Source organism: Leifsonia stereocauli (assembly GCF_038432415.1).
Taxonomy (GTDB): Bacteria; Actinomycetota; Actinomycetes; order Actinomycetales; family Microbacteriaceae; genus Orlajensenia; species Orlajensenia stereocauli.
Genome location: NZ_JBCAUN010000001.1, coordinates 388,991 through 401,572 on the forward strand (window position 1 = coordinate 388,991; position 12,582 = coordinate 401,572).

General features: G+C 68.9%; 13 protein-coding genes. 5 read left to right on the plus strand and 8 right to left on the minus strand.

From position 1 onward, the window contains the following. Positions 1-8: 8 nt before the first annotated feature. The 4 genes from AADV74_RS01995 to xseA are packed head-to-tail and all read right to left on the minus strand — an operon-like array spanning position 9 to position 2,867. A complete protein-coding gene (locus tag AADV74_RS01995; protein ID WP_342111306.1) occupies positions 9-665 on the minus strand; it encodes a carbonic anhydrase in 657 nt (218 codons plus the stop codon). Positions 666-671: 6 nt separating this feature from the next. Continuing rightward, on the minus strand, positions 672-1,313 hold the full coding sequence (locus AADV74_RS02000) for a DUF4245 domain-containing protein (protein WP_342111308.1): 642 nt from the start codon (positions 1,311-1,313) through the stop codon (positions 672-674). After that, positions 1,313-1,576, minus strand: a complete 264-nt coding sequence (locus tag AADV74_RS02005; protein WP_342111309.1) for an exodeoxyribonuclease VII small subunit — start codon at positions 1,574-1,576, stop codon at positions 1,313-1,315. Before AADV74_RS02005 ends, AADV74_RS02000 begins: the two co-directional genes overlap by 1 nt. 1 nt (position 1,577) lies before the next feature. Next, positions 1,578-2,867 carry an exodeoxyribonuclease VII large subunit gene (gene xseA / locus AADV74_RS02010; protein WP_342111311.1) on the minus strand — a complete coding sequence of 430 codons (1,290 nt, stop codon included), beginning with the start codon at positions 2,865-2,867 and terminating at the stop codon, positions 1,578-1,580. Between the two features lie 88 nt (positions 2,868-2,955). Between xseA and AADV74_RS02015 the strand changes: the two genes are divergently transcribed. Next, complete coding sequence (locus AADV74_RS02015; RefSeq protein WP_135121784.1) at positions 2,956-3,990, plus strand: 4-hydroxy-3-methylbut-2-enyl diphosphate reductase; 1,035 nt, start codon at positions 2,956-2,958, stop codon at positions 3,988-3,990. A gap of 58 nt (positions 3,991-4,048) precedes the next feature. Here the strand turns inward: AADV74_RS02015 and AADV74_RS02020 are convergent, their stop codons facing one another. Both AADV74_RS02020 and fbaA read right to left on the minus strand, forming a co-directional pair. After that, entirely contained in the window at positions 4,049-4,804 is a 756-nt protein-coding gene (locus AADV74_RS02020; protein ID WP_342111313.1) for a DUF6264 family protein, read from the minus strand. A 7-nt stretch (positions 4,805-4,811) separates the two neighbouring features. Continuing rightward, positions 4,812-5,837 (minus strand): class II fructose-bisphosphate aldolase, encoded by a 1,026-nt coding sequence (gene fbaA / locus AADV74_RS02025; protein WP_342111315.1) that lies wholly within the window; start codon positions 5,835-5,837, stop codon positions 4,812-4,814. A gap of 176 nt (positions 5,838-6,013) precedes the next feature. Here fbaA and AADV74_RS02030 point away from each other — a divergent pair, with 176 nt between their 5' ends. The 4 genes from AADV74_RS02030 (at position 6,014) to AADV74_RS02045 (ending at position 10,142) form a co-directional block, all read left to right on the plus strand. Next, positions 6,014-6,967 carry a fructose-bisphosphatase class II gene (locus AADV74_RS02030; protein WP_342111317.1) on the plus strand — a complete coding sequence of 318 codons (954 nt, stop codon included), beginning with the start codon at positions 6,014-6,016 and terminating at the stop codon, positions 6,965-6,967. A gap of 214 nt (positions 6,968-7,181) precedes the next feature. Next, on the plus strand, positions 7,182-8,168 hold the full coding sequence (gene glpX / locus AADV74_RS02035; RefSeq protein WP_055901320.1) for a class II fructose-bisphosphatase: 987 nt from the start codon (positions 7,182-7,184) through the stop codon (positions 8,166-8,168). 107 nt (positions 8,169-8,275) lie between these two features. Then, positions 8,276-9,676, plus strand: coding sequence for an MFS transporter (locus AADV74_RS02040; RefSeq protein WP_342111321.1), 1,401 nt, complete (start codon positions 8,276-8,278; stop codon positions 9,674-9,676). Beyond that, positions 9,654-10,142: a Clp protease N-terminal domain-containing protein gene (locus AADV74_RS02045; protein WP_342111324.1), complete on the plus strand. Its 489-nt coding sequence runs from the start codon at positions 9,654-9,656 to the stop codon at positions 10,140-10,142. The genes AADV74_RS02040 and AADV74_RS02045 overlap by 23 nt, the downstream gene beginning before the upstream one ends. Positions 10,143-10,206: 64 nt before the next feature. Here AADV74_RS02045 and AADV74_RS02050 read toward each other — a convergent pair whose 3' ends face one another. Together AADV74_RS02050 and AADV74_RS02055 are read right to left on the minus strand one after the other, a co-directional pair. Next, positions 10,207-11,610: a DNA recombination protein RmuC gene (locus AADV74_RS02050; protein WP_342111326.1), complete on the minus strand. Its 1,404-nt coding sequence runs from the start codon at positions 11,608-11,610 to the stop codon at positions 10,207-10,209. A 190-nt stretch (positions 11,611-11,800) separates the two neighbouring features. Further along, positions 11,801-12,418: a 3'-5' exonuclease gene (locus tag AADV74_RS02055; protein WP_342111328.1), complete on the minus strand. Its 618-nt coding sequence runs from the start codon at positions 12,416-12,418 to the stop codon at positions 11,801-11,803. Positions 12,419-12,582: the final 164 nt, after the last annotated feature.

Here is a 12,582-nt window from a genome sequence, read left to right on the forward strand (position 1 = left end):
GTTCGGCACTAGACCGTGCCGACGACGATGTCGGTCTCGGCGCGGCCCTCGACGAGCCTGTAATTCGCGCCGACGATAGCCAATCTACCTTCTGCGATGGCCTCGCTGATCATCTCGCTGGACTCCAGCAGCTCGGCGACGGTGTCGCGCAGGTGCTCGCGTCCGACGAAGGAGGCATCGATGTCGGAGGGGTTGATCGGCGCGTCGCCGACAGGGCCGGCGACGCGGTTGACGGCCGGCATGATCTTGTCGACGAGGGCCTGGATGTGCACGGGCAGAGGAGCGGCATCCGGAGCCACGGAGTTGATGGCGGCACCGACGGCACCGCACTCGTCGTGACCGAGGACCAGGATGAGGGGAACGCCCAGCACGCCGACTGCGTACTCCAGCGACCCGAGCACGGACTCGGAGATGGTCTGGCCGGCGTTGCGCACCACGAACAGGTCGCCGAGGCCCAGGTCGAAGATGATCTCGGCCGACAGGCGGGAGTCGCTGCAGCCGAAGAGGGCTGCGATGGGAGCCTGTCCGGCCGCGATCGCTCCACGTCGGCCGACATCCTGGTTCGGATGCTGCGGCTCACCCGCGACGAACCTCTCGTTGCCACGGCGGAGCTCCCGCCACGCGCTCGACGGGGTGTGCGTCGTGTGTTCGGGAACAGTGGTCATCCGTGGTTACTCCTCAGCGGTGATCGTGGGGGTGAGAGATTCGGCCAGCGTCTCGAACTCCGACGGCGTGCCGGTGCCGGCGAGAACCCAGGTGCTCTCGCCTGATGTCGTGACGAGAGCGTAGCGGGCGTTGCCCAGGTCGTCGGTCGACGCCCTGTTGTCGTAGACCGTCCAGTCGACGCCGTCGATGGTGACCGAGCCCGTCGCGATGGTGTTCTTCAGCTCGGTGGCCACCCAGGTGTCGTTGGCGTCGAAGGCCTGGCTCATGCCGATGAACTCGTCACTCGGAGTGAGGAAGCCGATGAACCAGACGTCGACGCCGTCGGCGGCAGCGGAGCGGTAGACGGCGGTGTTTGAGCGCCAGCCATCGGGCAGGTCGGGGCTGGCGAGGGTCTCGGGAACGCCGGTCTGCGCCGTCTCCGACAGGGCCTTCCAGTCGACGGTGTTGTCGAAGTTCATGTCGCCACGCGGCACGGCGAGGAAGATCACGAAGGCGACGGCCACGCAGACGATGAGCGAGAGCACGAGGTTGTTCGGAGTCTTGCGCGCCCTGTAGAGCCGCGAGTTCTCGGCTTTGCGTGCTGCCGTCTCCTCCGGAGTCTCGGGGCGGCCGAGTTCGGCGACGACGCGGGGAGGCTTGGCTGACATCAGACGGCGTCCGATGCCACGGGCGCTCCGGATGCCGCGGACGAGGCGGATGCCCCTGCGCGTGCAGCCTCGAGGCGCGCCTTCGCACCGATCAGCCATTCCTCGCAGCGCCGGGCGAGCTGCTCGCCGCGCTCCCACAGCGCGAGCGACTGCTCCAGCGTCGACGAGCCCTGCTCGAGCGCGCTCACGACGCGGATGAGCTCGTCGCGGGCCTCCTCGTAGCTGAGGTTCGCAGTGTCGTCGTTCGTGGGCATGGCATCCATTCTATTTCGTCGCCGACGGCTCACTCGCCGTCGTGGACGCTCTCGTCGCGGGCCCGGTGGACTCGGCGCCGATCACACCCTCGGCGAGGGTGAGCACGAGCGGAATGCCGGCAGGAGCCTGGTCGGCCCGTCGGAGCACGTGGCCGTCGGGCAGCTGGGCGATGGCGTAGCCGCGGTCGAGCGTGGCCTGGGGCGACAGGGCGCGCAGGCGGGTGGCCAGCTCGGTGGTCGAGGCCTGCGCCCGTTCGATGGTGCGTTCGAGCAGGTCGGAGCCGCGGGCGAGGTAGTAGGTGAGGTCCTGAGCGCGCTGGTCGACGATCCAGCTCGTGCTCGCCAGCACCGGGCGGCTGCGCAGCTGGCCGATGCGGTCGGCCTCGTGCGAGAGCAGGTGGGTGAGGCGGGTGCCCAGACGGGCGCGTGCCTGCTGCACCCTGGCGAGCTCGTCGGCGACGTCGGGCACGACGCGCTTGGCGGCATCCGTGGGCGTCGAGGCGCGCAGGTCGGCGACCTCGTCGAGCAGGGGGCGGTCGGCCTCGTGCCCGATCGCGCTGACGATGGGGGTGCGGGCGGATGCGGCAGCCCGGAGCACGCGCTCGTCGCTGAAGCCGAGCAGGTTCTGGAAGTCGCCGCCGCCACGGGCCACGATGATGACGTCGACCTTCGGATCGGCATCGAGCCTCGCGATGGCCGCCGTCACCTCGGGGGCGCAGCGATCACCCTGCACCGCGGCGTGCACGACGCGGAAGTCGACGGCCGGCCACCGCAGCTGGGCGTTGCGCAGCACGTCCTTCTCCGCGTCGGAGTCCTTGCCCGTGATGAGTCCGATGCAGTGGGGGAGGAAGGGCAACGGCTTCTTGCGGGACGCGTCGAAGAGGCCCTCGCCGGCCAGCTGCTTGCGCAGCCGCTCGAGACGCTCGAGGAGGTCGCCGAGACCGACGTGCTTGAGCTGCACGACCGTCATGGTGAGGCTGCCGCCCTTGGTCCACCAGTTGGGCTTCACGAGCGCGACCACCCTGTCGCCCTGCGTGAAGTCCTCGCTGAGACGGGCGCGCACCGACGACCAGAGCTGGATGCTCACGGTGACGTCGTTGTGCAGGTCTTTGAGCTTGCCGTAGACGTTGCCGCCCGAGACGCTCCACTGGGTCAGCTCACCCTCGACCCAGACGGTGCCGAGGCGGTCGATGTAGTCCCTGATCTTGGTGCTGAGCACCGAGACGGACCAGGGAGTCTCCATGCTGGGACCGGTGGAAGCGGGCGGAGCAGCGGTCGCATCCGTCTTCGCATCCGTCATGAAAGCCCCTCATCAAGTCGCGCCGGAACACCCCGGTAGAATCGGAAGCGTGACCAGCAGTACGGAAGCCCCGCCCATCGGCCTCGGAATGCCGCGAATTCCCGGCGTGCGGGGGCGGCTCAAGAATACCCCGGTGCTCGGACAGAAGAAGGTGCTGCTTGCAGCGCCCCGGGGTTACTGCGCAGGAGTCGACCGCGCCGTCATTGCTGTGGAGAAGGCCCTCGAGCATTACGGCGCCCCCGTGTACGTGCGCAAGCAGATCGTTCACAACATCCACGTGGTGACCGAACTCGAGAAGAAGGGTGCGATCTTCGTGGAGGAGGTCGACGAGGTGCCATCGGGCGCCCACGTCGTCTTCAGTGCCCACGGCGTCTCTCCGGCCGTCGTCAACGCGGCAGCCGATCGCGGGCTCCTGGCGATCGACGCCACCTGCCCGCTCGTCACCAAGGTGCACCGTGAGGCTGTGCGCTTCGCTCGCGACGACTTCGAGATCCTGCTGATCGGCCACGAAGGGCATGAAGAGGTCGAGGGCACTGCCGGCGAGGCACCAGACCACGTCACCATCGTCAACAGCCCGGCCGACGTCGACGACCTCGTCGTGCAGGACCCCGACAAGGTGGTGTGGCTGTCTCAGACCACGCTCTCGGTCGACGAGACGATGGAGACTGTGCGCCGGCTGCGGGAGAAGTTCCCGAACCTGCAGGATCCGCCTTCGGACGACATCTGCTACGCGACCCAGAACCGCCAGGTGGCCATCAAGAAGGTCGCTGCGGATGCCGAACTCGTCATCGTCGTCGGCTCGGCGAACAGCTCCAACAGCGTGCGTCTCGTCGAGGTCGCCCTCGAGTACGGTGCCAGCGCCGCCTACCGCGTCGACTACTCCAGCGAGATCAAGCAGGAGTGGCTCGATGGCGTGGCGACAGTCGGTGTCACCAGTGGTGCATCAGTTCCCGAGGAACTCGTCGAAGAGGTGCTGCGCGATCTCGCCGACGCCGGCTACGGGGACATCGAGGTCGTGAAGACGGCCGAGGAGGACCTCATGTTCTCGCTGCCCAAGGAGCTCCGCAAGGATCTCCAGGGCAAGCAGGACGAGCGGGCGCTCGGCGGTCGCGTCTCCTCCTAGTCGAGGAGAGCGTGGCCTCTCGTCGAGAGGACGCCCCGGCGCGCCCCGCCGGTGCCGACTACTGGGTGTTCGACAGCTCGGCGAAGTGGTTGAGCAGGGTGGCATCCGTCAACAGCACCGTCGTCATCACGAAGATGACGGCGAGCGCCGAGAGAACGCCGACCACGATCGGGATCCAGAAGGCCCGGCGCCTGCGGCGGATCTGCAGCAGCGAGAGCCCGGCGGCGAGCAGCCAGAGGACTATCTGCACGATGCCGCCGATCAACACGATCGTCGACACGGCGGAGACCGGCGTGTAGTCGCCGATGCCCTCCTGCTCGTGGATGATCGCGATCGACTGCGTGATGCCCGACTGCAGCTGGATCGAGAGGATGACGCCGAAGATCCCGAGAACGAGAAGGGCGAGCGTCACCGGGCGGTCCCACGCGGGTGCGGCCTGGGCATCGTTCGGCAGAGCGGATGCCGCTCCGGCAGCGGGCGTCGGCTCGCCACCGAACAGGGTGCCGGAGGGAGTCTTGCGCCTGGAGGGCCTGGCCGTCTTCGGCGGCTTGGCATCCTTCGGCGGCGTCTGCGGGGCGTTCTGCCCGTGCGCGGGCTTGTGAACCACCATCGGCTCCTGCTGGTGCCCGGTCTTCGAGTCTGCAGGAGGAGTCCACACCCAGCCAGGAGGGGCGAGCTCGCCGAACTGCGGCTTCGGTCGCGGGTCGACGGGCTGGGCGGGGGAGTTCTGGGGTGCGGATGCCGCGCTCTCGGGCGCGGCGGCGGGCTGGGAACCCGACCCTTCCACAGGGTCCGGAGTCGGGTTCTCAGCCATCAGCGACCTACGCCGAGTGCCCGGCGGAGCCGAGCTGCTTGGTGGACTCCACGACGCGAGCGGCCATGGCCGACTCGGCGACCTTGCCCCAGGCGCGGGGGTCGTAGAGCTTCTTGTTCCCGACCTCGCCGTCGACCTTGAGCACGCCGTCGTAGTTCTTCAGCATGTAGTCGGCGATGGAGCGGGTGAATGCGTACTGGGTGTCGGTGTCGATGTTCATCTTCACGACGCCGTTGGCGACGGCCGCGGCGATCTCGGCATCCGTCGAACCTGATCCGCCGTGGAAGACGAGGTCGAGCGGCTTGGGTCCGGTGCCGAACTTCTCGGCGATGCCTGCCTGGATCTCGCCGAGCAGTTCGGGGCGGAGCTTCACTCCTCCGGGCTTGTAGACGCCATGGACGTTTCCGAAGGTGAGGGCGGCGATGTAGCGGCCGTTCTCACCCAGACCGAGGGCCTCGACGGCCTTCGTGACATCGCCGACCGTCGTGTAGAGAGCCTCGTTGCTGCCCTCGTGCTCCACGCCGTCCTCTTCGCCGCCGACGACGCCGATCTCGACCTCGAGGATGGCGTTGATGGCCTGGGTGCGCTTGAGCATGTCCTGCGCGATCTCGATGTTCTCGTCGAGGGGAACGGCCGAGCCGTCCCACATGTGCGACTGGAAGATGGGGTTGCGGCCGGCCTTCACCTCTTCCTCGGAAGCGGCGATGAGCGGCAGCACGAAGTCGTCGAGAGCGTTCTTGGGGCAGTGGTCCGTGTGCAGCGCGACGGTGATCGGGTAGTTCTTGGCGACTTCGGTTGCGAACTTCGCGAAGGCGAGAGCACCGGCAGCTCGATTCTTGACGGTGTGGCCCGCGAAGTAGTCCGCCCCACCCGTGGTGACCTGGATGATTCCATCGGATCCAGCCTCGGTGAGGCCCTGGAGCACGGCATGGATGGTCTGCGACGAGGAGACGTTGAAGGCGGGGTAGGCGAATCCGCCGGCCTTGGCCTTGTTCAGCATCTCGGCGTACTGCTCGGGTGTTGCGACGGGCATGGCGACTCCTTCGGGAATGTCTGCGGGGTGTCCTCGAAGTCTATCCAGTCGCCGGGAGGGCGGATGCCGGGGGTTGTGGGCGAGCGGATGCCGGGGGTTGGTGGACTAGCGGATGCCGCCCGCAAGCGCTCCGAGACCCGGCCGGCTTCCCGGCCGGAGTCCGAGAGGATGGACCCATGACCGTCATCACCCCGGCACTCGAGCAGGCCTTCGTCGATGCGACCCGGATGGCGGCGCGTGCCGTGCATCCGCTGGTCGGATCCGGCGACAAGGACGCCGTCGACTCCGCCGCTGTCGTCGCACTGCGCGGCGCACTCGACGGCATCGACGTCGAGGGTCGCGTCGTGGTGGGCGAGGGCGAGAAGGATGCGGCTCCGATGCTGTTCGTGGGCGAGCTGTTCGGCGCGGCGTCTGCGGCGGACGGGCCTGCGGCATCCGTTCCCGCCGTCGACATCGCGGTCGATCCCGTCGACGGAACCCGCTCGGCGGCGGCAGGTGTGTCCGGAGCGATCGTCGTGCTCGCCGTCGCCCCGCGCGGAGCACTGCTCGACCTCGGCCCCGCCTACTACCTGCAGAAGCTGGTGTCGTGGATTCCGGATGCCGCTCGCACGCTCGACGAGCCGGTCGCCATCACCCTCGAACGCCTCTCGGCCCGCACGGGCCGCCCGATCTCCGGCCTGACGGTGGCCGTGCAGGAACGACCGCGGAACGCCGGGTTCGCGGCGGAAGCCGCGGCCGCCGGCGCCCGCGTGGAGCTGTTCGCCGACGGCGACGTCGAGCGTGCGTTCCGGGCACTGCTGCCCGGCGGTGACATCGACCTGCTGCTCGGCATCGGCGGCGCCCCCGAGGGCGTCATCACCGCCGCGGCCGCCCGCATGCTCGGCGGCACCATGCTGGCCCGCTTCGCCCCGCAGGGCGCGACGGAGGCGGAGCGTCTGGCTGCGGCCGGTCTGGACCCCGAACGCACCTATGGCCGCGACGAGCTGTGCTCCGCCGACGCCCTCGTGGTCGTGAGCTCGGTCACCGGCATCGACTTGGGGGATGGCGCCCGACTCGTGCCGGTCTCGGCTGCGGGCGCCGTGCACTCCTGGACGCTCGGTTCCGGCGGGACGACGGTGTCGCTGGGCTGACGGCATCCGTCGACGCGTCGATATTCCTGCGGAAATGCGCGGCTCGCGAGCTCAGATTCGGATCAAACGTTAACATCGGGCGATCTTTCGGCGACGGCTCGAGTTTTGGCGCGATGCCCGCTGGGGCCGGTGGCTAGGCTCGAAGGGGCGGTGACCTGCCGGTCGACCGCGGTCCGATGACGGGCCTTCAGCTTCGATGCGTCCGGGAGGACCCATGAGCACCACGGAAACCGCCAGCCTCGATCAGCATCCCGATCGCAACCTCGCCCTCGAACTCGTTCGGGCCACGGAGGCCGCATCGATCCGTGCCGTGCCGTGGATCGGCCGCGGTGAGAAGAACAGCGCCGACAAGGCTGCCGTCGACGCCATGCGCGCCTTCCTCGCCACCGTCAACTTCGACGGCCTCATCGTGATCGGCGAGGGCGAGAAGGACGAGGCGCCCATGCTCTTCAACGGCGAGCACGTCGGCAACGGCCGCGGCCCGGCCTGCGACATCGCCGTCGACCCGATCGACGGCACCAGCCTCACCGCCGCGGGTCGGCAGAACGCCCTCTCGGTCATCGCGGTCTCGGACCGGGGGACCATGCTCGACGCGTCATCCGTCTTCTACATGGACAAGATCGTCACGAATGCTGCCGGCGCCGGAGTCATCGACATCGAGCGGCCCATCGGCGACAACATCCGCGCGTTCGCGAAGGCGATCGGCAAGGACGTCGGCGAACTGCGCGTCGCGGTGCTCGACCGCCCGCGCCACGAGGGGCTCATCGCCGACATCCGCGCCGCTGGAGCCGGCACCCGCCTCATGCTCGACGGCGACGTGGCCGGCGGCATCAACGCCGCCCGCTACGAGTCGCGCATCGACATGTGCGTGGGAATCGGCGGCAGCCCGGAGGGCATCACGACTGCCGCGGCCATCAAGGCGCTCGGCGGATTCATGCAGACGAGGCTCGCCCCGCGCAACGACGAGGAGCGCGAGAAGGGCATCGCGGCCGGTCTCGACATGGACCGCACCTACGAGGCCGACGACCTGGTCGCCGGCAACAACACCATCTTCGTGGCCACCGGCGTGACCGACGGCGGACTCGTGGCAGGAGTCAGCCGACGCGGACCGACCCTGCGCACGGAGTCCATCGTGCTGCGCTCGCACTCGGGAACGATCCGGCGCATCGTGGCCGACCACCTCGCCTCGAAGTGGCACTAGAGCGCTCATCGATGGCTGTTCGTCACTGCCGCTGGTCGGTGGCTCTGTGTAGCGTGGGACCGTAGCGCTCGACCGCAGCGCGTACAACGCTCGACGGGGGAACCGACATGGCGACGACGGATGCCGCGACGCGCCTTCCGCGTGCGTTGAAGCCGTTCGCCGACGGCCAGTACAGACTGCTCGTCGTCGCGCTCACCTTCTCGTTGTTCAGCGGCGGCTGCTGGCTCGTGGCGTCGGTCTGGCAGGTCGTGCAGCTCGGGGGCAGCCCGGTCGACCTGTCGCTCGTCGCCGTCGGCGCGAGCTTCGGCCTGGTGCTCGCCGTCTTGTTCGGCGGCGTTGCAGCCGACCGCATCCCGCAGCGCCGCATCCTGCTCGCCTGCGAGAGCCTGCGAGGACTGGCCTTCGCTGCAGCCGCTGTCCTTGCTCTCACTGGCACCATCGAGGTCTGGCATCTCGCCGTCATCGCCTTCGTGCTGGGAGTGGCCGACGGGTTCTTCTACCCGGCCTACTCCGCCTGGCTGCCGGCGATCATCCCCGCTGACGAGCTGCTCGCTGCCAATGGCATCGAAGGCGTTCTGCGGCCGGCCGTCATGAACGCAGCCGGCCCCGCCGTGGCCAGCGCGCTCATCGCCCTCGTCGCCCCCGGTCTGGCCTTCCTCGTGATCGCCGTGCTGCAGGTCGGCGCGGCCATCTCGCTGTACCTCATGCGCACGACTCCCGTACGTCGCGACCTCGACGGTGAAGGAGACGGCGAACGCAGGCACCTCGTCGTCGAGACCTTCCTCGACCTGCGGTCGGGTTTCCGCTACATGGTGAAGACGCGCTGGCTGTTCGCCACTCTCATGTTCTCCATCCTGCTGATCCTGGTGATCATGGGACCGATCGAGGTGCTGCTGCCGTTCGCCGTGAAAGACCAGACCGGCGGGGGAGCCGGTGCATTCGCCCTGGCTCTCGCGGCGTTCGGTGTCGGCGGTGCCATCGGCTCGCTCACTGTCGCCTCCCTGAAACTGCCGCGCCGCTACCTGACCCTGATGATCCTCGGGTGGGGCGTCGGGTGCGCCCCACTCGCCGTCATCGGCTACACCAGCCAGCTCTGGGTCATGGTGATCGCCCTGCTCATCACGGGCTTCCTGTTCTCCGGTGCCAGCGTGGTGTGGGGCACCCTGCTGCAACGGCGCGTCCCGCCGTCGATGCTCGGCCGCGTCTCCAGCCTCGACTTCTTCGTCTCGCTCGCCTTCATGCCCATCTCGATGGCGATCGCCGGGCCCATCGGCGAGACCATCGGCATCGCCCCGGCCTTCCTGTTCGCAGGCCTCGTGCCGGTGGGTCTGGCGTTGGCCACGTTGCTCATCGCACGGCTCGGGCCCGACGAGTTGGCGCATCCGTTGGACGACCTGCCACCGGATGCCGACGGCGGAGATGATGCCGTGACGGGCGCCGGTGCTGCGGCCGGCTTCGACGCGCCCTCCGATGAGGAGGCCGGACGTGAGCGGCGGGCTGGCGGCTGACGCACGCCTCGTCGCTGAGATCCTCAGCGCAGCCGAGGGCGCCGCGCTCAACTCGGGCTCCCCTCGCATCGGAGCGGAACACCTGCTGATCGGATGCCTCACCACGATGGACCCGTCTGCCAGGACCGCTGTCGCCGCCGACGGGATCGACGACCGGGCTGTGCGTGCAGCGTTGGCTCGCGTTCTGGATCGAGCCGTGCTGACCGGGGCGGCCCAGACTGTGGTTTATGCCGGTGACCCCGACGGCGTGCCCGAGGGAACCCCGCCGCTTTCCCCGGATGGCACCTCGGTTCTGCAGCGGGCCCGCGTGCTGTCGCGGATGCACCGACCCCGAGGCCTGCAGGCAGCCGATGTGCTCGTGGCCGTTGCGGAGTTGGAGGATGGCACCGCACGAGCGGTGCTCGACGATCTGGGCGTCGATCGGCAGCGGCTGTTCGACTTCCGCGACTGGGCGGCCGGGCACTGATCGCCGGAGCCACACAGGTGAGCCACACGCAGGACCGGCTCACGCCGGCGTCAGGCGCTGCCCATCAGATCGAGCGGATCTCCTCGTCGATCTCGGCGAGCTGCTCCGTGACGCGGGCTGCCTCGAGCTCGCCGACGAGTTCGAATGCCGTCAGTTCGCGGGGGCTCTCCTCGATGGGGGTGAGAGGCGCGAAGACCTTCGTCTCGTCGAGGGCGCCGAGCTTGCGGGCGGTCGGAAGCACGCGGCTCTCGAGCGAACCGACGAAGGTGTTGTAGTCCTTGACCGTGCGCTCGATGGTGCGACCCAGCTTCTCGATCTGGGTGGCCGTGGTCGAGAGCCTGGAGTAGAGCTCGCGGCTGAGGTCGAAGAGGGTCTTCGCCTCGTTCGTCAGCACGTCCTGCTGCCAGCTGAACGCGACGGTCTTGAGTACGGACCAGAGTGTGACCGGAGAGGCGAGCGCCACCCGCTTGCTGAAGGCGAACTCCATGATCGACGGGTCGGCTTCGAGGGCGCTCGAGACGAGCGACTCGCTGGGAATGAACGCGATGACCAGTTCGGGCGAGGACTCGAGGCCGTTCCAGTAGGTCTTGCTGCCGAGGGTCGTGATGTGGTCGCGCACGGCCTTGACGTGGTCTTTGAGCTTGGCCTCGCGCTGCGCTCCCTCGGCGCCGGTCGCCGTGGCCGGAATCTGGCTGGCCTCGAGGTAGGCGTTGAACGGCACCTTGGCGTCGACGGCGATGTTCTTGCCGCCGGGCAGGTGGATGACCATGTCGGGGCGGCCGGCACCGGCATCCGTCGAGATGCTCGCCTGGGTGTCGAAGTCGACGCGTTCGATGAGGCCGGCGGCCTCCACGACGCTGCGCAGCTGGGTCTCGCCCCATACGCCGCGCGTGCTGTTCGACCGCAGTGCAGAGGCCAGAGTCTCGGCGGTCGAACGGAGGCGCTCCTCGGACTCGCTCGCCTGACGCAACTGCTGCGACAGCTCGCCGTGCTGCAGGCTGCGCTGGGTCTCGAGCTCGGTGACCTTCAGCTGCATCTCGGACAGCGTCTGCTTGACCGGGGCCAGCGCCTGGAGGACCTTGCTCTCGGCCTTCTCGCGGTCTTCACGGGCCCGCTGCTCGGTGCGGTGCTGCTCGACGACCTCGCGGTACTGCGACTGCGCGGCGCCGATCTGCTCGCGCAGACCTGCCACTGTCGCGTCCATGGCGGCGAGCTGGGAACGCAACTCGGACTGAACGGCGTGCTCGGTGGAACGGATCTCGGCCTGGACGGCCAGCTCGGCCGAGCGCACCTCGGCCAGCTGCGCCTGGTGGCGCATCTCGACGACGGCGGGGTCCTCGACGATCACGCCGGACTGCGCGGCAGCCTCGCGGGCCGCTGCGGCGCGACGCTGCAGCAGGAACGCCGTCGCGAGGGCGCCGAGCGCGATGCCGACGACGAGGCCGATGATCAGTCCGAGGATGTCCATGGCTCCAGTGTCGCCTGCCCCGCCGACACTCGGCGTCCGCCGGCCCGCGAGCCGCGGCATCCGCCGGCTCGAAGCCTGAGAGAAGAGGCCGGAATGGCGAGAACAGGGCGATCCGGCCTGTTCCGGAGCGATTCGTGCGGTCCGGCCTGTTTTCCGGCGCGCGTCGCGTGCGACGGAGTCAGGAGCGGTATTACGCCAGTGCCATCGGGCCGTGCGTAGCCGCCTTCGCGGCCGTGGCGACCGGGCCGATGGCTCCGAACCTCACACCGACGACCTGGGCGAGGGCGTCCATGTCGCCGACTCCGTGGCGCGCGGCCGCGTCGATCATGATGTGCGCGCATGCCTCGGCGTCGGCCAGGGCGTCGTGGTGCGTGAAGCCCTCGAAGCCGGCGGCCATGGCGGCCACTGGCAGGCGGTACGAGTCGAGCGAGTAGGTCTTGCGCGCCACCTGCAGGCTGCAGAGGTAGCGGAAGTCGGGCACCGCGGATCCGACGAACGTCGACGCCGCCTTGATGACGCCCATGTCGAAGCCGGCGTTGTGCGCCACGAGCACGTCGCCCTCGGCGAACGCGAGCAGATCGGGCAGCTGGTCGCCCCATTCGAACGCGTCGGCGCACTGCTCGGGCTGGATGCCGTGGATGCGGATGTTCCACTCGTTGAACTCGTCGTGGGGGAACGGCGGGCGGATGAACCAGCCCACGCGTTCGACGACCTTGCCGTCGCGCACCTTGGTCATGCCGACGGAGCACGCCGAGACGTTCGATCCGTTGGCAGTCTCGAAGTCGATCGCGGTGAAGTTCACTGGCACACTGCCATCGTTACACGCTCCGCCGACACGGCCAGCATCGGCGGCGGCCTGTCGGCATCAGCCTGCGGGAGACGGATGCCGTGGGCGGAATGGTGGGCCGGCGGCATCCGTCACCCGTCGTTCAGACGGATGTCAGGGGGCGGCCGTAGGGTGAGCGCACCCGG